We start from the raw sequence: 21,756 nt of genomic DNA, 5'->3' as shown, positions 1-21,756 counted from the left end.
TCAGCCGAACGGCCGCACGCCGATCAGCGGGCCGTGCAGGAACAGCGCGAACACGGCCCAGGCGACGAGCCCGGCGGCAACAGCCGCGACGTCGCCGGCCAGTCGGCCGGCCGGATAGCGGACACCGTCGCGGCGATCCCGCGCACGCGACACGACAAAATCGACGATCGACCACACGAAGAACGCACCGAACAGCACGACCGCGTGCACGGTGCCGTTCACGAGCAGGTGCGCCACCGCCCAGACCATCACGCCGGCCAGCATCGGATGCCCGACGAGCGTCTTGATCCGGTTGCGCGGCACGTACGACGCGGCGATCAGCACGAACGCGACCGCGGTCAGCATGCCCGTCAGGTGGCGCACGCCGACCGGCGACACCCACAACAACGTCGCGCTCGTGCGGGCAATCCCGTACCCCCAGATGATCAGCGCGAAGCCGACGATCGACGCGATCGCGTAACCGCCCTTCCAGCCCCGCTCGCCGATCCGCTCGATCGTCGCGGACCGCCAGCCGTCGGCGAAGATCCGGATCGAATGCACACCGAGGAAGATCGCTAAACCGAGAATCAGGACGAGCATCGGCTGTCTCCGTCTGGAATGATGAGTGGGGAAGCGTTCCGCGCGGCGTCCGGTGCGCCGTTCGCGGGGCCGGCGGCGAGGCCGGCGCAGGTCGCGCGAGGCACGGGCGCAACCCGCGCCGATCATAAACGCCGGGGCCGTCGTTGTGAAGCCTGCACGATGTGCGGTGCGTCAAGCTCGGTGCATGCGTGCGCCGGGTCGTGCGGGTATGCCCGAAAGAAAGGAAAACGAAAAATCGCGCGGCTGTCGCGCCGCGCGGTCGGTACTACGTCTGCTTGCGCTTCGCCGCAGGCTTCGCGGCCTGCGCCCGTGACGATTTCAAGGCCGGTTCCGCTTTCCGCGCCGACGCCGGCTTCGATGCGGATTTCGCCGCTGGACCGGACACCTTTTTCGACGCCGGTTTCGATGCGGGCTTCGCTGCAGCTTTCGGCGCGGCTTTCGCTCCTGCCGCGGATACCGTCTTCGACGCCCCCCTCGCCTTGCGCTTCGGCGGCCCGGCCAGCAGCGCCGCGCGATATGCGCTGCGGCACCAGTCGAACAGCGCGCCCGCATCCTCGAGCACGTCGGCCGGCGTTTCGTAATAGCCCTCGAGCGCGACGGTGCGCGTGGGCCGCGCATACGAGAACGGCCCCATCCCCGCCGCGACGAACGCCGGGCGGTTCACATCGTCGACGCGCAGGAACAGCGACCCGCGCGACATGAAGCCGAACATCACGCCGTCGAGCCGCAAGGCCGCACCGCTGAAGAACCGTGCGACGGCGACCGTACCGAGCGGCGCAAGCTGATACGCGATTTCCTCGCCGTGCGCCTTCTCCGCCTGCCAGCTCATGCGGACGCCTCGCAGCGCTGCGTCCATGCATCGAGCTCGGCCGCGTCGAAACCGACGGCCGCCGCGCTCTCGCGGATCTGCCGCCACGTCGCGCGGTCGACCGGAATGCCGGCCGTGCCGCGTACGGCGCGGCTCGCCTCTTCCGGCTCGCCGGGCACCTGCACCGGTGCATCGCCGGCTCGCGGCGACGCCTTCGCCCACGCGACGAAGGCATCGGCTTCGCGTTCGGCGTCGGCCGCGTCGAACGCTTGCGGATCGATCAGCACCGACAGCATCCCGTTGACGATCGCGCTCGTCTTCTGCAGCGTATCGCCGTACGTCGTATGCCCGCCCACGAGTGCGCCGCCGAAGATCTCGCACATCGCCGCGAGCCCATACCCCTTGTGCAGCCCGAACGGGAGCAATGCGCCGAACGGCTGCTCGTGCATCACGGCCGGGTCGTCGGTCGGCTGGCCGCGATGGTCGATCAGCGCGCCGGCCGGCACGCGCTTACCTTGGTTGTAGGCGACACGCGTCTTGCCGTACGCGATCGCGCTCGTCGCGAAATCGAGCAACAGCGGCGGCTTGCCCGCCCGCGGATACGCGGCGCAGAACGGGTTCGTGCCGAAACGCGGATCGGTGCCGTGCAGCGGCGCGACCAGCAGGTCGCCCGGCACGTTGACGAAATGGAACGACACGAGCCCCGAGCGCGCGCATTGCTCGGCCCAGTGCCCGATGCGGCCGAGGTGATGGACGTCGCGCAGCCCGATCGCGCAAACGCCCATGCGCCGCGCGCGCTCGATTCCTTCGACCATCGCCTCGAACGCGATCACTTGGCCGAAGCCGCGGCCGCCGTCGATCGTCAGCACCGCGCCGCCGTCGCGGACGATCGACGCGTGCCCGTTCAGTTGCAACTGCCCTTCCCGCCACGACGCGACGTAGTTCGGGATCATCCCGACGCCGTGCGAATCGTGGCCCGCGAGATTCGCGCCGACCAGGTGATCGGCGACGAGCGTCGCCTCGCGCGAGTGACTGCCGGCCCGTTCCCAGAGCGCCGCGACGAACGCATGCAGCGGTTCGGCGCGCATGCGCAGCGGTTCGGTATCGGGCGTCGGCAGTGCGGTCATCGGCAACACTCCATCAAATCGGTTCGGGTCGGGCAATCGACACGTCGGATATCGCGACGATCAGCGCGCGGTCGCGATCACGTCGGCCACTGCCGCCGTGAGCTTCTTCGCGTACGGCACGTGCAGGAACTCGTTCGGGCCGTGCGCGTTCGACTTCGGGCCGAGCACGCCGCACACCATGAATTGCGCTGCGGGGAAGCCCTCCTGCAGCACGTTCATCAGCGGGATCGTGCCGCCCAGGCCCATGTACGCGCAGTCGGCGCCGAAGTGGCGGCGCGACGCGGCGTCGAGCGACGACGCGAGCCACGGCGCGAGATCCGGCGCGCTCCAGCCGGTCGCGGCGCCCGCGTCCGGCTTGAACGTGACCTTCGCGTTGTACGGCGGATCGAGTTCGAGCAATGCCTTCAGCTGCTGCACGGCCTGCGCGGCGTCGACGAGCGGCGGCAGCCGCAGCGACAGCTTGAACGCGGTGCGCGGGCGCAGCACGTTGCCCGCATCGGCGAGCGCCGGCATGCCGGCCGCCCCGGTCACCGACAGCGACGGGCGCCACGTCGAATTCAGCAGCGCCTCGCGCGGATCGGTCGTGGTCGGCAGCACGGGTTTGCCGTCCGCGCCGCACGCCCACGGCAGCCCCTTCCATACCGTATCGCCGAGAATCGCGGCGGCCGCTTCGGCTTCGCGCACGCGGCTCGACGGAATCTCGCAATGAAACGCGCCCGGCAGCAGGTTGCCGTTCTTCGCGTCTTCGAGACGTTCGAACAACTGGCGCATCACGCGGAAGCTCGACGGCGCGATGCCGCCGTAGACGCCCGAATGGACGCCTTCTTCCAGCACCTCGACCTGCAGGTCGCCGGACACGAGGCCGCGCAGCGACGTGGTCAGCCACATCTGGTCGTAGTTGCCGGCGCCCGAATCGAGGCACACGACGAGCGATACCTGGCCGAGCCGGTCGCGCAATGCGTCGACGTACGGCAGCAGGTCGTAGCTGCCCGACTCCTCGCAGGTCTCGATCAGACCGACGCAGCGCGGCCGCTCGATGCCCTGCTCGTCGAGCGCGCCGAGCGCCGCGAGGCTCGCGTAGATCGCATAGCCGTCGTCCGCGCCGCCGCGGCCGTACAGCTTGCCGTTCTCGAACTTCGGCGTCCACGGGCCGAGATCCGCGCGCCAGCCGTCGAATTCGGGCTGCTTGTCGAGGTGGCCGTACAGCAGGATCGTGTCGGTGCTGCCCGAACGCGTCGCGGGCGTCTCGAAGAAAATCACCGGCGTGCGGCCGGGCAAGCGCACGATCTCGAGCTTCAGGCCCTTCACGGGCTGCCGTTCGGCCCACTGCGCGGCATCGGTGACGACGCGCTCGAGATAACCGCGCTTCGCCCAGTCGGGGTCGAATGCGGGGCTCTTCGCCGGAATCGCGATGTAGTCGGTCAGGGCGTGGAGGATTTCATCGTTCCACTTGCGCTCGATGAAGGTCACGAGCTTGTCATGGTCGAGGACGGGGGTGGTGTCGACGGAGGTCATGGTGGGGATGCCTGGATAGGGCTGACGAAAATCCAGATCATACGCCGATGCTCCCCTGCCGGCGCCCCCTTCCGCGCCGTTCAGACCGCCTTCGGAAACGCGTCGCGCAGGCCGGCCGCGCAGGCGAGCGAACCGAGCCCGCCGGCTTCGCACACGGCAATCGCGCGGGCTCGACGAGCCGGCCATCGGCGCCTGGATCGACGACGAACGGGAAGGCGGCATCGGCCTCTTTTATCGGAATGCGTGTCCGTCGCCACCGGTTGCGCTTTTCATCGTCGCGCAGCAAGCGCGCCCGCCCGGCGCCTGCTACGTGCCGCCGCGGTCCATCCCGCGCCGGTACGCGGCCGGGCTCGTCGCCGCGACGCGCCGGAAATGCCGGCGCAGCGATTCCTCGGATCCGAACCCCGCGCGCGCCGCGACCTGCGCAAGCGGCAACGCGGGCTGCGCTTCGAGCATGTCCTTCGCGACGTTCACGCGTTCGCGGATCAGCCACGCGAGCGGCGACATCCCCGTCGCGTCCGCGAACCGACGCTGCAACGTGCGCGTGCTCATCGCGGCCTGCGCGGCGAGCGATGCCAGCGTGTGCGGCTCGGCCGCATGCGCGCGCATCCAGTCGATCAGCTTCGCGAGCCGGTCGGTGCCGCCCGGTGCGACCGGACGCGGCACGAACTGCGCCTGCCCGCCGTCGCGATGCGGCGGCAGCACGAGGCGCTGCGCGACGCGGTTCGCGATCGCACCGCCATGATCGCGGCGCACGAGATGCAGCAGCATGTCGAGCCCCGCCGCCGAGCCGGCCGACGTGACGATCTGCCCTTCGTCGACGTACAGCGCATCCGGATTCACGCGCAGCGCCGGATAACGCGCCTGCAGGCGTTCCGCATACCGCCAATGCGTCGTCACGGTGAGGCCGTCGAGCACGCCGGCCGCCGCCAGCACGAACACGCCCGAACAGATCGAGCAGAGCCGTGCGCCGCGCCGGTGCGCGGCCCGCAGCTTCTTCAGCAACGGCTCGGGCGGCAGCTCGTCCGGATCGCGCCAGCCCGGAATCACGATCGTATCCGCGCGATCGAGCGTCGCGAGCCGGTAGGGCGCGGCGACGGTAATGCCGCCCGCCGCGCGCACGGGCCCCGGCTCGCTCGCGCATACCGCGAAGCGATACCAGTCGACGCCCAGCTCGGGGCGCTCGAGCGCGAACAGTTCGACCACGCAGCCGAATTCGAACGTGCAGAGGCGATCGTAGGCGAGTGCGACGACGAGATGATTGTGCATGGCGCGATGTTACCGGAACTTGTCGATCGCGCCACTGCCGCGACGTGCGCCGAACCGCGATACTGCCCTCCATTGCGGCGCGTTCCGTGCCCGTTCAACCAGGAGAGCCTCACCATGTCCTACGTCACCGACGTCCCCGCCGCCGACAGTCTCGCCGCCCTCGCGCATTTCGAGGCATCGCTGCGCTTCGAGACCGATTGCTGGGACGTGCACGACGCACTGGCGTCCGGCGCGCCCGATTTCGTGCTGCTCGACGTGCGCGGCCCCGAGCAGTTCGCCGCCGGCCACGTGCCCGGCGCGCGCAACCTGCCGCACCGCAAGATCGTCGAAAGCAAGCTCGCCGGTTACCCGGCCGGCACGCTTTTCGTCGTCTATTGCGCGGGGCCGCACTGCAACGGCGCCGCACGTGCGGCGATCCGGCTCGCGCGCCTCGGCCGCCCGGTCAAGCTGATGATCGGCGGCGTGACGGGCTGGCTCGACGAAGGTTTCGCGCTGAGCAACGAAGTGCAGCCGACGGACGCCGAAGCCGCCTGATCGTCACCGAAAGCGCAACAATCAATTGCCGGCACATAAACGGAAAAAGCGCGACAATCAGCCTCATTGCAGTTCGGACGGAGCAGCACCATGCATGATGCAGTCCTGATTCAAGTGGCCGGTTCAGTCGCAGCGATCGCGCTCTATTTCCTGCCGGCCGTCATTGCGGACCGGCGCGCCCGGCACGACAAGCTGACGATCGCGATGTTCAACGCACTGTTCGGGTGGACGGGCATCGGCTGGCTGATGACGCTGTACTGGGCGTGCCAGCCGAACCCGCGCACCGACGTCGCGCAAACGATCCTCGCGAAGCGCCGCGGCGTCAGCATGCGGACCTTCTCGACCGGCCTCGTCGAACGCGTGCAACGCCGCGTCGCCGCCCAGGAGCAATGGGCGGAAAAGCAAGGTTGCCGTTGAGCCCTTCTTTCCCCTTCACCGTATCGCGTCGAACTTCGGCATCCTGACGTTGGTCGACGCGCGGTAATCCCACTTCAGTGCATCGCGCGGCGGCCAGCCGCCCGCGCGCAACCGCGCCGCGAACGCCCCCGCCGTCACCGCCCGTGCGATCCGCTCGCCCGGACACCCATGCGGCCCCGTGCCGAAGCCGAAATTCGGCCCCGTCGTGCGGCCGGGCATCAGCCGGTGCGGATCGCGATGCACGGCTGGATCGCGGTTCGCCGCCGCCAGCACGACGAGGATCGCATCGCCGGCCTCGACGCTCACGCCTTCGATCGTCGTGCGCGCCGCGACGAAGCGGCGCGTGTTCTGCACCGGCGAATCGAAACGCCCGACCTCGGCGACGAATGCGTCGAGCGCGGCGGCGTCCGGCATCGCGCCTGCTTCGCCGTTCCATGCCACGAGCGCATTGCCGAGCCATGCGGCGGTCGCTTCGCACGTCTGCGACAGCAATCCGACGAGATTCGCGACCCGCGCGCCGCTCGCCTGCCAGCCCGACGCCCGTGCCGCCTGCTGCACGGCGGCGACCAGCGTGCCGTCCTCCGCATGCGACTGCGCGACGCGTTCCGTCATCCGGTCGAGCAGTTGCCGCGCAGCGTCGCTCGCGCGCGCCAGCGCCGCAGCATCCGACAGCGGCGACAGCGCGGCGACGAACTCGACGACCCGCGCCGCGATGTCGTCGAGCTGCGTTTCGTCGAAGCCGAGCAGATCGGCGACCGCGCACACCGGCACCGTCATGCACCATGCGTTCAGCGCGTCGGCATCGCCGGGCGCCGGCAGTCGCCGCGCGGCAAGCGCCTCGGCGCGATCGCGCAGCGCATCCGTGTCGATCGGCACGAACGCCGCGCGCAACGCCTGCTTCGGCACATCGTGTCGCGACGCGCCGTCGTTCATGCGCACCAGCTCGCCGAACAACGCGCCGGCCGTCGTGCCGCGCAATGCGGGCGGCACCGGCGCGTCCAGCGGGCGCACACGGCAGGCCGGATCGCCGAGCACGGCCGTCACGGCCGCCGCGCGGCTCGCGACCCACAGGCCGAGCGTGGCGTCGAACGCGAGCGGCGGCCCGTCGACGAGCGCTGCGTAATAGGGATAGGGATCGCGGTGCGTGACCGCTGCAATGGGATCGATCGGGTTCATGCGTCCAGTATCGGCGCAGCGCGCCGTCGCATGTTTCGGGGTGACGTGAAATGTCGTCGCACGGACGCCGCGCGCCGCGGCATCGCAGCGGCCGGCCGGCGTCAGGCCGCCGACCGGTCGCGGTGCGACTGCATGCGCAGTCGTACCCGCCCGGCCGAAATCGCTCGCGGCTCGGGCACCACCGTGTCGTGATGGAACATTTCCTGCCGGAACTCGCCGCTTTCGTCGAACCACTGGCAGATCAACCAGTCGCCGTCGTCGAACACGACCGGCCCGGCATACGTGACGGTCATGCGCGGCCCGCCCGTTTTCAGCGTCACGACATCGCCCACGCGAAACCGGACGCGGTGATTTTCTCGGATCGTCATCGCTCTCTCAGCTTTTTATATATTGAATATATTGATATTCCCGGCGGCCCACTCACCGGCCATTGGAACGTGCCGCAGATTATCAATCAAATAATCATCCGGCAACTCCCGCGCACGGCAACGCGCTGAGCGGGAACCTGCAACAATGCGCGGGATCGTCGCGCATGACGACCCGCCGAGCGTCAGCGCCCGCGCGGCTTGCACGCCGATTGCGACCGATCGAACGGAATGCGGAGAATAGACGACGATTTTTGCGCCGTCACCGACGATTAATTCCGACGCGAAACCGGTTGATTATTGTCAATCAATGCTACGCCGTAAACGATTCCATTTTTTATTGGGGCTCATTCGTCGAACAAAATCGGCGAATTATCCGGTGCAGCAAACCAGCGGTTGATATCGCGCCCCGGTACGGCCGTCCGGGTAAAGGTGAACGTGCCGTCGCGCCTCATCTCCGTCGCCGCGCGCAGGAATGCGCCGAGCGCGGCCCGCGCCAGCGCGCCGCCGACGCTGACGCGCTTCACGCCGAGCGCCGCCAGCTCGTCGACGCTCAGCAACCCGCCCTGCAGACCCATGACGACATTGACGGGCGCGCCGACCGCCCGGGTCACCGCCGCGATCTCGTCGGCGTCGGTGATGCCGGGCGCATACAGCACGTCGGCGCCGGCGTCGCGATAGGCGACGAGCCGCGCGATCGTGTCGTCGAGGTCGCGCCGCCCGTGCAGGTAGTTTTCGCAGCGCGCGGTCAACGTGAACGGAAACGGCAGCGCACGCGCCGCGTCGACGGCCGCCGCGATCCGCTCCACCGACGCGTCGCGCGCGTAGATCGGCGTATCGGCGCGGCCGGTCGCGTCCTCGATCGAGCCGCCGACCGCGCCCGCCTCGGCCGCCAGCCGGATCGTTTCGGCCACCGTGTCGGGTGCGTCGCCGAAGCCGTTCTCGAGATCGGCGCTCACGGGCAGGCCGCCCGCGGCGACGAGATCGGCGATGTGAGCGAGCATCGCGTCGCGGTCGATCGCGTTGTCGGGTCGCCCTTTCGAAAACGCGTAGCCGGCGCTCGTCGTGGCGAGCGCCTCGAAACCGGCCATCGCGAGCAGGCGCGCGGTGCCGGCGTCCCACGGGTTCGGGATGATGAACGCGCCGGGGCGCGTGTGCAGCGCGCGGAAGGCTTCGGCGTGGCGGGCTTGCAGGTCGGAACGGGTCATCGCGAACTCCGGGGGAAGGTATTGACGAGTGAGCATACGCCGGTCGTGCACGCGACGTTTCAGCGTTCGCCGAAATGTCGTCGCGCAACAGGATAAACGCGCCGATGCCGAATGCAGGCCGCCACGCACGGCCGCCCGCGTCGGTTCACGTCGATGCGGACAGCCCGACGTCGACGCCGAGCAACACGTCGGTGACCGCCTCGGAGAATCGCATCGCGCGACCGTCGATCAGCACGCCATCCGGATTCGACGGATCGCGCACCGCCGGCGGCACGCCGTGCGCGACCAGCACGCGCGCGCACGCTTCCCAGTCGGGATCGCCGACGCCCTCCGGCTCGTTGACGGACGCCCAGGACAACGTACCGAGCGCATCGCTGCCGAAGCCGTGCAGGTCGCGCCAGCTTGCGCCGTGCGCGAGCAGGAACGCCAGCAGTTCGGCATCGCCGCGGAACACCGCGTGGTTCAGCGCACTCGCGTCCCAGTCGCCGCCGCGCGCGGCGATCGGCCAGCCCAGTTCGACCATCACCTTCACCGCATCGCGCGAACCCCACGCGGCGGCGTCCGGCAGCAGCCGCAGCCGGTCCTCGGACAGCGCACCGGGCAGCTCGCGATGACGCGCCTGGATGCGCCGCGCTTCGTCGGCATCGGCGCGCGCGCAGGCCGCCACGAACGCGTCGTGTGCGTCGAGCGCCTCCTCCGCGCCGGCCGCGCGCAACAGCGCCGCGACGTCGGACAACCCGGTCTGCATCGCGAGCCGGTACGCGCTCACGCCCGCGGCAGTCCGCGCGCGGGGATCGGCGCCGGCCGCCAGCAGCGCGGCGACATGGCGCGCCGTGCAACGCACGGCGATCGCGCGCAGCAACGGCGCACCCCACATCTTCGTCGGCCCGTCGCCGGCCGGCTCGTTCGGGTCGCCGCCATGCGCGAGCAGGCACTCGAGCGCGGCAGCGTCCGGCACGTCGAGCGCCCGCCGCAACGCATTCGTCCCGCTCACCCGTGCGCCGTGCTCGAGCAGCAGGCGCGTGCATGCCGGGTTCTCCACCGAGTGATACAGCGATTCGCCGTCGTTCGGATCGGCGCCGGCTTCCAGCAGCATCGCGGTGAGCGCCGGATCTCGATTGACGCCGGCGGCGCCATACAGCGCCGACAGCGGCGCCGACTCGTCGGGCTCCGCAAGCGAGGCCGGCGGCGTCCGGTTGCCGATCCGCTGGTTCGGATCGGCGCCCGCGTCGAGCAGATAGCGCGCGCACGCACGCAGCCGGGCCGCGAATTCGGGAAGCTGGCCGAGCTGCGAATGCGTGACGGCGACGAGCGGCGGCAACTTCAGCGCACCGCCGGCGCGCGCGATCCAGCCGGGATCGGCGGCCAGCGCCGCCTTCACCGCGTCGAGATCGCCCGACGCGCACGCGACCGCCGGGTCCGCCGATACGAGATCGGGACGATCGCGCAGCAATTGCGCGGCGACGCGCGGCCGGGCCGCGTCGGAGCCGCCGGTCACGTCGGCGCCGTACGCGAGGTCGAGCCAGCGGCGAATCAACGACGACCGCGGTTGCCGCGCGAGCGCATGCGTTTCGACGAACACGCCGAGATCGGCCCATGAAGCAAAACCGTACTCGCGCGCGATGCAGGACTGCGCGTCGTGCAGGCGGAGCCCGAGCGCGAGCGCCTCGTCATGCGTGCGATTCGCGGCCGCCGGCAGGGACCGGACGAAGCGCGCGACGGCCTCGGCGTCGCCCTGCCGGTACAGGCGCAACAATGCCTTGGCCTGCTTTTTCAGATGATCGGGATGGGCGTTGGAAGGCAGCTTTTTCATGCGGATCCTCGTGCGTGGATGGCCGAAGGTCCGCAATACCGCCAGCACAAAGGATGGGGGAAGACTGGATTTGCAGCGACAGGTGGGTTGAACCCTTTCCGCGGACCCGGAAGCGACCTGCATCGCTGGCCGGTATCGTAGGCGACGGCCGCCGGCGTCGTCAATCGTGCGGCGCGGCGCCGCTCAGCCCGCGAGTTTCTTCGTCAGAAAGATGCGGGTGTGCCCGACCGGGTAATCGTGGAGCTCGCCGAAGCGGACATAGCCGCGCTTCTCGTAGAACGGCCGCGCCTGGAAGTCGAACGTGTCGAGCCACGCACCGTGGCAGCCGCGCGCGACGGCCTCCTGTTCGGCCAGATCCATGATGCGCGTGCCGGCGCCTTGGCCGCGCGCGGCTTCGGGCACCACGAGCAGGTCGACATGCAGCCAGCCGAACGCCGTGCCGCCCCACAGGCCGCCGACCACCGCGCCGGTCTCGTCGGTCACGATCACGGCCAGCGGCCGGGAGTCGACCGGGCCGGCCTGGCTTTCGTTGAAGCGGATGAGCGGCGCGACGATCTGCTTGCGCACCTCCGGGTCGCCCGCATCGGTCACGGCATAGGTCAACGTCATCGGTTGCGTGGGGTCGTGGATGAAAGTGGGCGGAAACCGTGCATGCCACGCCCGTCAAACGACGTACGCGCCCTTCGCGTGCAGTTCCGCTTCGGTCCGCTCGAGCGCCGCGATCGCATCGCTGCCTTCGAGCGCCAGCAACTGCGCGACCAGCGCCTCGGCCATCGCATGCGCGGCCACCAGCGACGGAAAGAACGACGGGCTGTCGTGCGTGAAGATCAGTTGCGCGTCCGCGTGCAGCGCGATCGGCGACACCGCGCTGTCGGTAATCGCGACGATCCGGCTGCCCTGCGCCTTCGCGGCCTGCGCGACGCGCGTCGCTTCGGCCGAATACGGTGCGAAGCTGACGATCACGGTCACGTTCTGCTTCGCGATCGTGCGCAACTCCATTTCGAGGGAACCGGCGACGCCGTTGAGCAACGACACGGTCGGACGAAACAGCCGGTAGCCATAGACGAAACCGAACGCGACCGGGTAGCACGAGCGAAAACCCGCCACGTGCACGTGCGACGCCTTGCGGATCAGCCTCGCCGCATCCGCAAGCGCGTGCTCGTTCTGCGCGGCGGTCGCCGACAGGTTGTGCTGCTGCGCGGCGAGCAGATCGTGCGCGAGCGACGCCTTCGCGTCGGGCCGCACGAGCGAGCGCGCACGCTGCGTGAGCGGTTCGGGACGCGTGCGCACGCGCGCGACGCACAGGTCGCGCAGCTCGTTCCAGCCGGGAAAGCCGAATTGCTGCGCGAGCCGCACGAGCGACGCAGGCTGCACCTGCGCGCGCTGCGCGACCTTGCGCATCGACGACGTGGCGACTTCGTCGGGATGATCGAGCAGGAAGGCGGCGCCCGCCTGGAATTGCGGGCTCAGCTCGGAAAATTGCGCCCGGATCCGGGACGCGAGTTCGTCGAAATTGGCGGCCATCTTGGTGGGAACGGAAACCGGTCGCCCATGGTATCACCGGCCCCGCGCCCACCGTCAGCGCAGCACTTCGACGTGATCGGCGTCGACCTTCACGCGGCCCGACCATTTGCGCTCGAATTCGCCGGTCAGCTTCACTTCGTTCTTGTCGCTGACGGGCTGGCCCGCGGCCCACAGCTTGGGGTCGATCTCGACGCGGATCGTGCCGGTCGCGTCGGCGAACTCGTAATCCTCGCCGCCGACGTGCTTGACGATGCGCCCCTGCAACTGCACGTGCTGGTCGTCGCGGCCGTTGGCGAGCAGCGCCTTCACGGTCGTCGTGGTCAGCGCGGACGGCCCCGTGTATTGCGCGTAGACGGCGGCAGGCAGCGCGACGAGCGCGACCGCCAGGATTCTGGCCAGGTGTTTCATGATCTCGGTCCTCTTCTTCGATGTGGCGCCGCGCTCCGTTGAACGCGACGGCGCCAGCTTACGGATCGTAAGATTAAGCAAACCTGAAGGGCATCCCGGAGCGACACGGTGCCGCATTTGGACTAGTACGAACGCGGGCCGCGCACCGCGCGCATTTAAGCTCGGCCTAAGACGCGTGCGCTTATCATGAGAACCCCGGGCGCCGCGGCGCCCCCGTTGGAGAGACACGAATCCATGCGCGTACTGCTCGTCGAGGACGATCCGCTGATCGGCAGCGGGCTCGAACAGGGCCTCAAACAGGAAGGCTTCGCGGTCGACTGGGTGAAGGACGGCGACGCCGCGTCGCTCGCGCTGCGTGCGACCGGCTACGGGCTGCTGCTGCTCGATCTCGGGCTGCCGAACCGCGACGGCCTGTCGGTGCTCGCGGCGCTGCGCCGCCGCGACGAAAACCTGCCCGCGATCATCATCACCGCGCGCGACGGCGTGCCCGACCGCATCGCGGGCCTCGACAGCGGCGCGGACGACTATCTCGTCAAGCCGTTCGCGCTCGACGAGCTGCTCGCCCGCATTCGCGCGGTCAGCCGCCGCCATGCAGGCCGCGCGCAGACGACGCTCGCGATCGGCCCGCTGCGGCTCGATCCCGTCAAGCACCTCGTCTGGCTCGACGACGACGAAGTGCCGCTGTCGCCGAAGGAATTCGTGCTGCTGCACGAGCTGATGCGCGAACCGGGCGCGGTGATTTCGCGCGAACAGTTCGAGGAACGGCTGTACAGCTGGGGCGAGGAAATCGAGAGCAACGCGGTGCAGGTGCATATCCACAACCTGCGCAAGAAACTCGGTCACGACATGATCCGCACGGTGCGCGGCGTCGGCTACCGGATCGGTGACGGCACGTGACGCGCATGCAACGCACGGTCGCGCGCTGGCGCAACGCGTCGTTGCGGCGGCGCCTGCTGACGTGGCTGCTGCCGGCCGCGTGCGTAATCGGCCTGGTCGCGAGCGCCGGCACCTACTGGGGCGCGCTGCGCGAACTCGACGATCTGCTCGACGACCAGATGCGCAGCATGTCGAAACAGATCGTCGTCGGCCCGAACGGCGAGCTGTCGTTCAGCAACCACGCCACCGGCAAGCACGGCTTCGAAGCGAGCGACCCCGATGCGGTGCTGTTGCAGGTATGGCGCAACGGCGCGCTCGTGTATTCGACCGACCGCGACTCGAAGCTGCCGCCGCCCGCGCAGCAAGGCATCGCGAGCGTCGACGTCGGCGGCCAGCCGTGGCGCACCTATGTGACCGAGCGCGGCGGCACGACGATCCGGCTCGCGCAGGCGCGGCATGCGCGCTGGGAGGCGATCGCGGGCATCGCCGTCCACCTGCTGTGGCCCGTGTTCTCGATGCTGCCGCTGCTCGCGCTCGGCCTGTGGTTCGGCATCGGCGCGGGGTTGCGGCCGTTGCGGGCAATCGCGTCCGGCCTGAAACGCAGGAATGCGAACAACCTCGAGCCGGTCGACGTCGCATCGATGCCGAACGAGGTCCGCCCGCTTGCCGAGGCCATCAACGACCTGCTCGCCCGCCTCGACCGCTCGTTCACGTTGCAGCGGCACTTCATCGCCGATGCCGCGCACGAGCTGCGCACGCCGATCATGGGGCTGTCGATCCAGTCGCAATTGCTGCAACGTGCGGCGACTGCCGAGGAACGCGAGCACATCCTCGCGCAGATCCATGCGGGCACGACGCGCCTCGGCCACCTCGCCGAACAGTTGCTGACGCTCGCACGCCTCGAGCCCGACGCGCAGGCGGCTGCCGACGCGTCGGCGCCGGTCGATCTCGCCGCGCTGTGCCGCTCGGTGGTGTCGGACCGCGCGCGCGTCGCCGACGCGCACCGGATCGATCTCGGTGCGATCGTCGGTGCACCCGTGACGACGGCGGGCAATGCCGACACGTTGCGCGTGCTGCTGAACAATCTCGTCGACAACGCGATCCGCTATGCGGGCGAAGGCGCGCGCGTCGACGTGTCGGCGCGCATGGACGGCGCGACGCCCATACTCGAAGTCGCCGACGACGGCCCCGGCATCCCGGAGGCCGAACGCGCGGACGTGTGGGAACGCTTCTATCGCGGCGAAGGCGCGCAAGCCGCCACGTCGTCGGGCAGCGGGCTCGGGTTGTCGATCGTCAAGCGGATTGCCGAACAGCATCGCGCGACCGTCGCGCTCGGGACTACGCACGGCGGGCGCGGGCTGACCGTCACGGTGCGCTTCCCGCAGCCGAGCTGATACGCGGGCGGCTTGTCCACAGATTATGTTGGCAAGCGTGTGGACAACCTTTCAGCAACGGCAGCAAGCCCTTGATCGGTAAGGGTTTGTCGTGCGTGCGCGGCAAATGCGCCGGACCGGGGCAAGCGCGCGCCCGCGTTGGTTGTCGTCGCCGTCTGGCAAGCCGACGCGGAATTCATGAAGCGTCATCTCGACGCAGCTTCATCGCGCGCTCGGCAAAAGCCCGACCTACCTGAACTACGCGGTCCGGGATTCGACGCGAAGCCGTCGGCCTGTCCGTCGTCCGCCGTCGCCTGCCCGCGCCTGTTCCAGAAGGTCGGCGTGGCCGGTATCTCCGCAGCGTGAGCCGGCGTGCGAAGCGTGGCAGCGCGTGGCATCGGCCGAATCGCGAATGCGGACTTCTCCACAGAAAATGTTGGCAAGCTTGTGGATATCCTGCGCACCGCGGCGCTAAACCCTTGATCCGATGGACTTTGGCACGCGTGATGCAGACAAGGCCCGGACAATGGCCATCGCCTTCACCGCTTCGCCGCACATCGCATCACGATGCCACGACGATGTCCGTCCCGATGTACGTCAGATGGGCGTCGACACCCCCGCACGCATGCCGGACCGGCGCTGCGCCACTTACCCACAAATTTTGTTGGCAAGCTTGTGGATATCCTGCGCAAGCCTGCGCTAACCCGTTGATCGGCCTGCGATTCGTGCCGCGCGTCACGGTTTCGGCAACGCGCGGCATCGGCATGCGCGAACAAGGACGATCGGGCGCCCGCGCAGCGCCCTGCCGATGCCTTGACGCCCGTGCCCGCCGCGCATCAAGATCACGCAAGCCGCACGCGGGCCGCGCATCGTCGGCCATGCGCGTCGGCGCCCCGGGCCGGTCGTGCCGCCGGCACCGTATCGCGACACCTCACTCCGAGGAAGACCATGGAACACTTCGCCGCGTGGCAATTGCTCGTCTCGCTCGTGCTCGTCGCCATCGTCGTCTATCCGTACGTCCGCATCGTGCGGCGCACCGAGCATTCGGGCTGGTGGATCCTGACGATGTTCGTCCCGGTGCTGAACTTCATCATGTTGTGGGTGTTCGCGTTCGCGCGCTGGCCCGCCGTCGACGATCGGCAGCCCTGAGCGTTACGGTCGCGGCCGCGCGCGAGCTTGTCCACAGATTGTGTTGGCAAGCATGTGGATAGCCTGCGCATACCGCGATCAAGCACTTGATCCGAAAGACTTTGTCCGCGCCGCCTCGAAAACGGCACGACGACACCCGATCGCTCGTTGCAGGCCGCGCCGGCACGTGACGCGCCGGCTGCCGTGCTTGTCCACAGATTGTGTTGGCAAGCGTGTGGATAGCCTGCGCATACCGCGACCAAGCGCTTGATCCGAAAGACTTTGTTCGCGTCGCTTCAAATGCGGCACGACGGCGCGCGTCGCGCCGGGCGCCGCGGCGCGCGGGCTTGTCCACAATTTTTGTTGGCAAGCATGTGGATATCCTGAGCATGCGCGACCTAAGTCGTTGATCCCACAACGTTTGATTGCGCGGGTCACGACTGCGGCACGGCGCGCCCGCGGCCCTCGCCACGCGCGCCGTGCCACGCCGCTCAACCGAACGTCCGCGCGACGATGCGCGCGACCGACGCGATCACGTCGTCCTTCGCCCGTGCATCGGCTCGCGTCTGCGTGTAGTACACGGCCAGCACGATCGGCGCGCGCGACGTCGGCCAGATGACGCCCGCATCGTTGGTCGTCCCGTAATCGCCGGTACCGGTCTTGTCGCCGACCGTCCATCCGGCGGGCACGCCCGCGCGAATTCGCTTGTCGCCGACCTTGTTGCCGCGCAGCCACGCGACGAGCTGCGCACGCTGCGCCGCCGGCAGTGCGTCGCCGAGCGTCAGCACGCGCATGCTGGCGGCCATCGCGGCGGGCGTCGTCGTGTCGCGCGGGTCGCCCGGCAGCGCGGTATTCAGTTCGGTCTCCCATCGATCGAGACGGAACATGTCGTCGCCGATCGAACGCGCGTAGGCCGTTACCGCCGACGGGCCGCCGATCAGCTTCATCAGCAGGTTCGCGGCCGAGTTGTCGCTGTACTGGATCGCGGCCTCGCACAGCGCGGCGACCGTCATGCCCGCGCCGACATGCTTCTCCGACACCGGCGAATAATTGACGAGGTCGGCCTGGGTGTACGTCACGCGCTGTTGCAGCAGGCCCGGCCGCTCGACGCTCCGCGCGAGCACCGCCGCACTCAGCATCGCCTTGAACGTACTGCAGAACGGGAAGCGCTCGCCCGCGCGATGCTCGATGACGCGGCCGCTCGCCGTGTCGATCGCGCACACGCCGAGACGGCCGCCCGCGTCGCGCTCGAGATCGGCGAGCGTCGTCGCCGCCGCGACGGGCGCGATGGCGTCCGCAGCAGCCGCCGCTGCCGCCGCGGCTGGGTCCGGCGCCGCAGCCTGCCGCGACGCGCACGCGGTGACGGTGAGAACGAGCGGCGCCGTCGCGGCGGCCAGCAACAGGGTTCGACGTTTCGTTGAGTAGGTCATGTCGGTTGTCTCGTGGTGGAATGGCGGCAAAACGGTGTTGCGTGTCGAAAACGGCCGGCCGCCGAGACAGCACTATCGAGACTTTACGGTTGCCTGACAAGCAACGATAATTGAGCGCTGACAAAAGAAATACTTATGACAAAACTCCGCCCTCATCTCCCGCTCAATGCGTTGCGCGCGTTCGAATCGTCGGCGCGCCACCTGAATTTCACGCGCGCCGGCCTCGAGCTGAGCGTGACCCAGGCCGCGGTCAGCCAGCAGGTGCGCTCGCTGGAGGAGCGGCTCGGCTGCACGTTGTTCACGCGGCTGCCGCGCGGTCTCGGGCTGACCGACGAGGGGCGCGCATTGCTGCCGGTGCTGAGCGACGCGTTCAGCCGCATCGAGACGGTGCTCAAGCAGTTCGACGGCGGGCGCTTCCACGAGGTGCTGACGCTCGGCGTCGTCGGCACCTTTGCCCTAGGCTGGCTAATGCCGCGACTGAAGCAGTTCGGCGACACGCACCCGTTCGTCGAGCTGCGGCTGCGGACCAACAACAACGTCGTCGACCTCGCCGCCGAGGGCCTCGATTTCGCGATCCGCTTCGGCGTCGGCAATTGGCCGGCGACGCGCAACGAGCAACTGCTCGATGCGCCGCTCACCGCGCTCTGCACGCCGGACATTGCGCGGCGTCTCGCGCAGCCGGCCGACCTCGCGAACGAAACGCTGCTGCGCTCGTACCGCACCGACGAATGGCTCGGCTGGTTCGACGCCGCGCAGCTCGAGCCGTGGGCCGTCAACGGGCCGGTGTTCGACTCGTCACGGCTGATGGTCGAGGCCGCGATACAAGGTGCGGGCGTCGCGCTCGCGCCCGCCTGCATGTTCGCGCGCGAACTGCAACTCGGCCAGCTCGCGCGGCCGTTCGACATCGACGTGCGCGCGGGCGGCTACTGGCTCACGTCGCTGAAGTCGAAACCGCTGACGCCCGCGATGACGCTCTTTCGCGACTGGATCGTGGCGGAAGCGGCCGGCGCGGCACCCATCGAATAACGCGGCCGCGCTTGTCCACAGAATGTGTTGGCAAGGATGTGGATATCCTGGGTATCCGGGGCCTAAGCCTTTGATCGCGCACGCATTCGTGCGCCGATGCGCGGCGCGGGCAGCCTTTGCGCACGGGCTTCGCGCACCCGTCGCATTCCGGCCGGATCCTCAACGCCTGCGACGCAATCGATTGCGAGTTGTCCACAGATTTTGTTGGCAAGCCTGTGGATATCCGCCAGATCGGGCGCGTAACATCTTGATACAGAAGGGGATTCAGTTCACGGACCTTGGCCGGTCAATGGTGTGGCACCGCAAAGATTGTCGAACCGCACGCCGCGCACGCGCGGCGCACCCGGCCGATGGCCGGGCGGTTCTCCACAGATTGTGTTGGCAAGCTTGTGGATATCCTGCGTATCGGGCACCTAACTGATTGAGCGCACGGGGTTTTGTGCTGCGTCTGCCGAATCGGGCAGCGCCTGCGCCGCCCGTGCGTCAATGGCGGTCGAGGCCGCCGCGCAATTCGCTCGCCTTGTCGCGCAGCGCTTCGTAGCCCGAACGCGCATGCTCGGGCAGGTCGGGGTCGCCGATCAGTGCGCCGAGCGTTTCGATCAGGCTGAACAGGATGCCCTTCGCCGCGCCGACCGCGATGCTCTGCGATTCGATCGACTTGTGCAGGTGGTCGACCGCCGCTTCCAGATTCTCGAGCTTGTGCTCGCCGTCGTCGGGCCGATTGTCGGTCGTCATCGTCTACCTCCGCCATCGTTCAGGGGTCATGTCACGATTCTATGCCGCCGCGCGCGAACGTGGCGCGACATCGCGCAACGTTCGCGCGGCACGCCGCTACAGCACCGCGACCACCTTCACGCGGCCCGGCTGCTCGGCTGCGGCGACGACCTGGCCGTCGACGCGGCGGAACGTCAGCGACACGGTTTCGTCGCCGACGCGCAGCGCATCGATCCGCAGCCAGTCGACGCCTTCGGGCAATGCCGGACGCTCGACGCGCACCTCATGGCGCGACGCGTCGATGCTCACGCCGAGGCACGCCTGCAGCATCATGAACGGCGCGCCGGCCGCCCACGCCTGCGGCAGGCAGGCCACCGGATACGCGGTCGGCGGTTCGCCGCGCCGGCGCGGGAATCCGCAGAACAGTTCCGGCAAGCGCATCTCGAAGCTCACCGCCGCCTCGAACAGCGCGCGCAGCAGATTCACCGCCGCCGTCTTGTCGCCGTAGCGCGCGAGGCCGCGCGCGATGAGCGCATTGTCGTGCGGCCACACCGAGCCGTTGTGATAGGCCATCGGGTTGAAACGCGGCTGTCCGGCCGCGAGCGTGCGGATGCCCCACCCCGTCTGGAACAGCGCCGAGCCGAGCACGCCGGCGACCGCCGCACCGCGCTCGGCGTCGGGCAGCCCGAATGCAAGCAGATGGCCCGCGTTCGACGCGAACACACGGCACAGGTCGCCATGGCCGTCGAGCGCGATCCCGTAGAAATTGCCTTCCGGCATCCAGAACAGCGCGTCGACCTGCTCGCGCAGCGTCTTCGCGCGCAACGCGTAGCGCGTCGCGTCGGCCGCATGGCCGCGCCGGTGCGAGCACGCCGACATCGCGTCGAGCGCCGCGCATGCATAGGCCTGCACTTCGACGAGCGCGATCGGCCCGTCCGGGAAACGGCCGTCCGCGTGGAACACCGAATCGTGGCTGTCCTTCCAGCCCTGGTTCGCGAGGCCGCGCTCCGACGTGCGCTGATAATCGAGCAGTCCGTACGGATTGCGGTCGCACTTGTCGATCACCCATTGCGCGGCGCGCTCGAGCGCGGGCCACAGCTCGTCGATCAGCGCATCGTCGCCGGTGCGCTCGACATAGGCGCCGGCGAGCACGATGAACAGCGGGGTCGTATCGACGCCGCCGTAGTACAGCGCGAACGGCACCTCGCCCGTCGCGGCCATCTCGCTGCGGCGGAACTCGTGCATGATCTTGCCGGGCTCCGCGTCGCGGAACGCGGAGGTCTCGCGCGCCTGATGCTCGGCGAGAAAACGCAGCACGCCGCGTGCGAGCGACGGCTGCAGCCACAGCATCTGCAGCGACGTGATGATCGCGTCGCGGCCGAACGGCGTCGAGAACCACGGGATGCCCGCATACGGGTACGGCCCCGTGTCGAGCTGCGTGGTGAGCAGCCCGAGATCCGCGAGCGAACGATCGAGCCATGCGTCGAACAGCGGATTGCCGGTGTTCACGCGCGCCATCGACTCGCGCCGCGCCCGCATCTCGCGATGCACGCCGACGAGCGCCGTGCGCAGCGCGACGCGGCCGCATCCGGGCCCTTCGCCCTGCGCGGGCCCGAGCGTCGCGTCGACGGTCAGGTAGATCGACACGCACGCCTGCGCGGCGATCGTCAGCGTGTAGTCCGCGCGATCGACCGACAGCGCGTCGGGCGCCGGCGAGAAATGCACGGTCACGTTGCGCTCCACGCGGTCGAGGCCGTCGTAGCGCAGCCGCACCGCGCCCGCGTCGACGCGCGGCACGCCCACCGTGCCGCGCTTCGGCCGCTGCGTGCCGCGCACTTCGAACATGTCCTTGAAATCGGCCGCGAACGACAGCGACAGCGGCACCTCGGCTTCGCTCGCGCCGTAGTTCGTCAGCGTCAGCGCTTCGTACAGCACGTCGCCCGCCAGCACGCGCATCCGCTCGATGTGGATCACGCCCTCGGGTGTCTCGTGGCCGCCGAGCGGCGGCAGCGGGCGGTTCGTCAGGTGCGCGGTGAACGACGCGTTGTCGGCGCTGGTCGCGCCCGACAGCAGCGACGGCGCACGGCCGCCGAACGTCAGGCGCCAGGTCGACAGCACGCGCATGTCGTCGACGAACAGGCCGTCGTCATGCCCGCCGATGTCGCCGAGCGCGTCGCTGACCACGAACGCGTCGCCGGATTTCAGTACGTACTGGTTGTTGCGCGCGATCGCCTGCGGATCGGCTTCGGGCGCGATGAAAGCGGGACCCGACGCGGTGGTCGGGGCAATCGGCGCGACTTGCGGCGCCTGCGTCGTCGTGGCTTCGGCGTGATTCGGCATCGATGCTCCTGTGTCGAGGCGCAACGCGCGGCGCGCGTCGCGTGTTTCGCACAGGATAGGCCAGAACGGCGCACGTGCGCAGCGCCGAAACGGCCGCGACGGGATGCGACGAAGCAACGGCGCATG

Annotated in this window: 21 protein-coding genes and 2 pseudogenes; 7 read left to right on the top strand and 16 right to left on the bottom strand. The window is 69.1% G+C overall.

The genetic code is table 11. The annotated features are described in order from the left end of the window. The 6 genes and pseudogenes from WT53_RS14200 to ftrA form a co-directional block, all read right to left on the bottom strand. Entirely contained in the window at nt 1–579 is a 579-nt protein-coding gene (locus WT53_RS14200; protein ID WP_034204384.1) for an NnrU family protein, read from the bottom strand. A gap of 265 nt (nt 580–844) precedes the next feature. Continuing rightward, the gene (locus WT53_RS14195) at nt 845–1,408 is read right to left on the bottom strand and encodes a TfoX/Sxy family protein (protein WP_034206129.1); all 564 of its coding nucleotides are present in this window, start codon (nt 1,406–1,408) and stop codon (nt 845–847) included. Further along, nucleotides 1,405–2,514 (bottom strand): malate/lactate/ureidoglycolate dehydrogenase, encoded by a 1,110-nt coding sequence (locus tag WT53_RS14190; RefSeq protein WP_034204383.1) that lies wholly within the window; start codon nt 2,512–2,514, stop codon nt 1,405–1,407. Before WT53_RS14190 ends, WT53_RS14195 begins: the two co-directional genes overlap by 4 nt. Nucleotides 2,515–2,574: 60 nt before the next feature. Continuing rightward, nucleotides 2,575–4,029, bottom strand: a complete 1,455-nt coding sequence (locus WT53_RS14185) for a M20 family metallopeptidase (protein WP_034204382.1) — start codon at nt 4,027–4,029, stop codon at nt 2,575–2,577. A 113-nt stretch (nt 4,030–4,142) separates the two neighbouring features. Beyond that, nucleotides 4,143–4,251: pseudogene (locus tag WT53_RS34310) on the bottom strand (2-nitropropane dioxygenase); the annotation flags it as partial. Between the two features lie 84 nt (nt 4,252–4,335). Beyond that, nucleotides 4,336–5,298 (bottom strand): transcriptional regulator FtrA, encoded by a 963-nt coding sequence (gene ftrA / locus WT53_RS14180; RefSeq protein WP_034204381.1) that lies wholly within the window; start codon nt 5,296–5,298, stop codon nt 4,336–4,338. A 114-nt stretch (nt 5,299–5,412) separates the two neighbouring features. Here ftrA and WT53_RS14175 point away from each other — a divergent pair, with 114 nt between their 5' ends. Then, the gene (locus WT53_RS14175; protein ID WP_034204380.1) at nt 5,413–5,832 is read left to right on the top strand and encodes a rhodanese-like domain-containing protein; all 420 of its coding nucleotides are present in this window, start codon (nt 5,413–5,415) and stop codon (nt 5,830–5,832) included. A 90-nt stretch (nt 5,833–5,922) separates the two neighbouring features. Beyond that, nucleotides 5,923–6,249, top strand: a complete 327-nt coding sequence (locus WT53_RS14170; RefSeq protein ID WP_034204379.1) for a superinfection immunity protein — start codon at nt 5,923–5,925, stop codon at nt 6,247–6,249. A gap of 15 nt (nt 6,250–6,264) precedes the next feature. Here the strand turns inward: WT53_RS14170 and WT53_RS14165 are convergent, their stop codons facing one another. From WT53_RS14165 to WT53_RS14135, 7 genes are all read right to left on the bottom strand, one after another. Continuing rightward, nucleotides 6,265–7,425, bottom strand: coding sequence for a cytochrome P450 (locus tag WT53_RS14165; RefSeq protein ID WP_034204378.1), 1,161 nt, complete (start codon nt 7,423–7,425; stop codon nt 6,265–6,267). Between the two features lie 101 nt (nt 7,426–7,526). Further along, nucleotides 7,527–7,793 carry a YodC family protein gene (locus tag WT53_RS14160; RefSeq protein ID WP_034204377.1) on the bottom strand — a complete coding sequence of 89 codons (267 nt, stop codon included), beginning with the start codon at nt 7,791–7,793 and terminating at the stop codon, nt 7,527–7,529. 344 nt (nt 7,794–8,137) lie between these two features. Beyond that, nucleotides 8,138–8,998 carry an oxaloacetate decarboxylase gene (locus WT53_RS14155; RefSeq protein ID WP_034204376.1) on the bottom strand — a complete coding sequence of 287 codons (861 nt, stop codon included), beginning with the start codon at nt 8,996–8,998 and terminating at the stop codon, nt 8,138–8,140. A 145-nt stretch (nt 8,999–9,143) separates the two neighbouring features. Continuing rightward, nucleotides 9,144–10,811 (bottom strand): ankyrin repeat domain-containing protein, encoded by a 1,668-nt coding sequence (locus WT53_RS14150; RefSeq protein ID WP_034204375.1) that lies wholly within the window; start codon nt 10,809–10,811, stop codon nt 9,144–9,146. A gap of 183 nt (nt 10,812–10,994) precedes the next feature. Continuing rightward, nucleotides 10,995–11,420, bottom strand: coding sequence for an N-acetyltransferase (locus WT53_RS14145; RefSeq protein WP_034204374.1), 426 nt, complete (start codon nt 11,418–11,420; stop codon nt 10,995–10,997). Nucleotides 11,421–11,474: 54 nt separating this feature from the next. Continuing rightward, nucleotides 11,475–12,335 carry a MurR/RpiR family transcriptional regulator gene (locus tag WT53_RS14140; protein ID WP_034204373.1) on the bottom strand — a complete coding sequence of 287 codons (861 nt, stop codon included), beginning with the start codon at nt 12,333–12,335 and terminating at the stop codon, nt 11,475–11,477. A gap of 54 nt (nt 12,336–12,389) precedes the next feature. Next, nucleotides 12,390–12,743: a YgiW/YdeI family stress tolerance OB fold protein gene (locus WT53_RS14135; protein ID WP_034204372.1), complete on the bottom strand. Its 354-nt coding sequence runs from the start codon at nt 12,741–12,743 to the stop codon at nt 12,390–12,392. Between the two features lie 234 nt (nt 12,744–12,977). Here WT53_RS14135 and WT53_RS14130 point away from each other — a divergent pair, with 234 nt between their 5' ends. From WT53_RS14130 to WT53_RS14120, 4 genes and pseudogenes are all read left to right on the top strand, one after another. Further along, nucleotides 12,978–13,640: a response regulator gene (locus WT53_RS14130; RefSeq protein WP_034204371.1), complete on the top strand. Its 663-nt coding sequence runs from the start codon at nt 12,978–12,980 to the stop codon at nt 13,638–13,640. A 5-nt stretch (nt 13,641–13,645) separates the two neighbouring features. Then, nucleotides 13,646–15,013 carry an ATP-binding protein gene (locus tag WT53_RS14125; protein WP_373558448.1) on the top strand — a complete coding sequence of 456 codons (1,368 nt, stop codon included), beginning with the start codon at nt 13,646–13,648 and terminating at the stop codon, nt 15,011–15,013. Between the two features lie 147 nt (nt 15,014–15,160). Continuing rightward, a pseudogene (locus tag WT53_RS34115) lies at nt 15,161–15,358 on the top strand (antibiotic biosynthesis monooxygenase); the annotation flags it as partial. A 582-nt stretch (nt 15,359–15,940) separates the two neighbouring features. Further along, nucleotides 15,941–16,141: a membrane protein gene (locus tag WT53_RS14120; protein ID WP_034204369.1), complete on the top strand. Its 201-nt coding sequence runs from the start codon at nt 15,941–15,943 to the stop codon at nt 16,139–16,141. A 470-nt stretch (nt 16,142–16,611) separates the two neighbouring features. Here the strand turns inward: WT53_RS14120 and blaPEN-B are convergent, their stop codons facing one another. Beyond that, a complete protein-coding gene (gene blaPEN-B, locus WT53_RS14115) occupies nt 16,612–17,550 on the bottom strand; it encodes a PEN-B family class A beta-lactamase (protein ID WP_034204368.1) in 939 nt (312 codons plus the stop codon). Between the two features lie 135 nt (nt 17,551–17,685). Between blaPEN-B and penR the strand changes: the two genes are divergently transcribed. Continuing rightward, complete coding sequence (penR, locus tag WT53_RS14110) at nt 17,686–18,576, top strand: beta-lactamase transcriptional regulator PenR (protein WP_034204367.1); 891 nt, start codon at nt 17,686–17,688, stop codon at nt 18,574–18,576. A gap of 483 nt (nt 18,577–19,059) precedes the next feature. Here the strand turns inward: penR and WT53_RS14105 are convergent, their stop codons facing one another. Both WT53_RS14105 and WT53_RS14100 read right to left on the bottom strand, forming a co-directional pair. Beyond that, nucleotides 19,060–19,311, bottom strand: a complete 252-nt coding sequence (locus WT53_RS14105) for a hypothetical protein (protein ID WP_006482135.1) — start codon at nt 19,309–19,311, stop codon at nt 19,060–19,062. Between the two features lie 96 nt (nt 19,312–19,407). Next, entirely contained in the window at nt 19,408–21,630 is a 2,223-nt protein-coding gene (locus WT53_RS14100) for an amylo-alpha-1,6-glucosidase (protein ID WP_034204366.1), read from the bottom strand. Nucleotides 21,631–21,756 lie beyond the last annotated feature (126 nt).

The organism is Burkholderia sp. MSMB2157WGS (genome assembly GCF_001532755.1).
In the GTDB taxonomy this organism is placed as follows: Bacteria; Pseudomonadota; Gammaproteobacteria; order Burkholderiales; family Burkholderiaceae; genus Burkholderia.
The sequence above is the reverse complement of the archived record's forward strand: the minus strand, read 5'-3'. Positions and strand labels throughout refer to the sequence as shown.

Bases quoted from the DNA above. Each gene is read 5' to 3' on its own strand.
- WT53_RS14100 (WP_034204366.1), bottom strand. From the start codon at position 21,630: ATGCCGAATCACGCCGAAGCCACGACGACGCAGGCGCCGCAAGTCGCG.
- penR (WP_034204367.1), top strand. From the start codon at position 17,686: ATGACAAAACTCCGCCCTCATCTCCCGCTCAATGCGTTGCGCGCGTTC.
- WT53_RS14195 (WP_034206129.1), bottom strand. From the start codon at position 1,408: ATGAGCTGGCAGGCGGAGAAGGCGCACGGCGAGGAAATCGCGTATCAG.
- WT53_RS14105 (WP_006482135.1), bottom strand. From the start codon at position 19,311: ATGACGACCGACAATCGGCCCGACGACGGCGAGCACAAGCTCGAGAAT.
- WT53_RS14190 (WP_034204383.1), bottom strand. From the start codon at position 2,514: ATGACCGCACTGCCGACGCCCGATACCGAACCGCTGCGCATGCGCGCC.
- ftrA (WP_034204381.1), bottom strand. From the start codon at position 5,298: ATGCACAATCATCTCGTCGTCGCACTCGCCTACGATCGCCTCTGCACG.
- WT53_RS14140 (WP_034204373.1), bottom strand. From the start codon at position 12,335: ATGGCCGCCAATTTCGACGAACTCGCGTCCCGGATCCGGGCGCAATTT.
- WT53_RS14185 (WP_034204382.1), bottom strand. From the start codon at position 4,029: ATGACCTCCGTCGACACCACCCCCGTCCTCGACCATGACAAGCTCGTG.
- WT53_RS14165 (WP_034204378.1), bottom strand. From the start codon at position 7,425: ATGAACCCGATCGATCCCATTGCAGCGGTCACGCACCGCGATCCCTAT.
- WT53_RS14120 (WP_034204369.1), top strand. From the start codon at position 15,941: ATGGAACACTTCGCCGCGTGGCAATTGCTCGTCTCGCTCGTGCTCGTC.
- WT53_RS14155 (WP_034204376.1), bottom strand. From the start codon at position 8,998: ATGACCCGTTCCGACCTGCAAGCCCGCCACGCCGAAGCCTTCCGCGCG.
- WT53_RS14200 (WP_034204384.1), bottom strand. From the start codon at position 579: ATGCTCGTCCTGATTCTCGGTTTAGCGATCTTCCTCGGTGTGCATTCG.
- WT53_RS14135 (WP_034204372.1), bottom strand. From the start codon at position 12,743: ATGAAACACCTGGCCAGAATCCTGGCGGTCGCGCTCGTCGCGCTGCCT.
- WT53_RS14175 (WP_034204380.1), top strand. From the start codon at position 5,413: ATGTCCTACGTCACCGACGTCCCCGCCGCCGACAGTCTCGCCGCCCTC.
- WT53_RS14170 (WP_034204379.1), top strand. From the start codon at position 5,923: ATGCATGATGCAGTCCTGATTCAAGTGGCCGGTTCAGTCGCAGCGATC.
- WT53_RS14150 (WP_034204375.1), bottom strand. From the start codon at position 10,811: ATGAAAAAGCTGCCTTCCAACGCCCATCCCGATCATCTGAAAAAGCAG.
- WT53_RS14160 (WP_034204377.1), bottom strand. From the start codon at position 7,793: ATGACGATCCGAGAAAATCACCGCGTCCGGTTTCGCGTGGGCGATGTC.
- WT53_RS14130 (WP_034204371.1), top strand. From the start codon at position 12,978: ATGCGCGTACTGCTCGTCGAGGACGATCCGCTGATCGGCAGCGGGCTC.
- WT53_RS14145 (WP_034204374.1), bottom strand. From the start codon at position 11,420: ATGACGTTGACCTATGCCGTGACCGATGCGGGCGACCCGGAGGTGCGC.
- blaPEN-B (WP_034204368.1), bottom strand. From the start codon at position 17,550: ATGACCTACTCAACGAAACGTCGAACCCTGTTGCTGGCCGCCGCGACG.
- WT53_RS14125 (WP_373558448.1), top strand. From the start codon at position 13,646: ATGCAACGCACGGTCGCGCGCTGGCGCAACGCGTCGTTGCGGCGGCGC.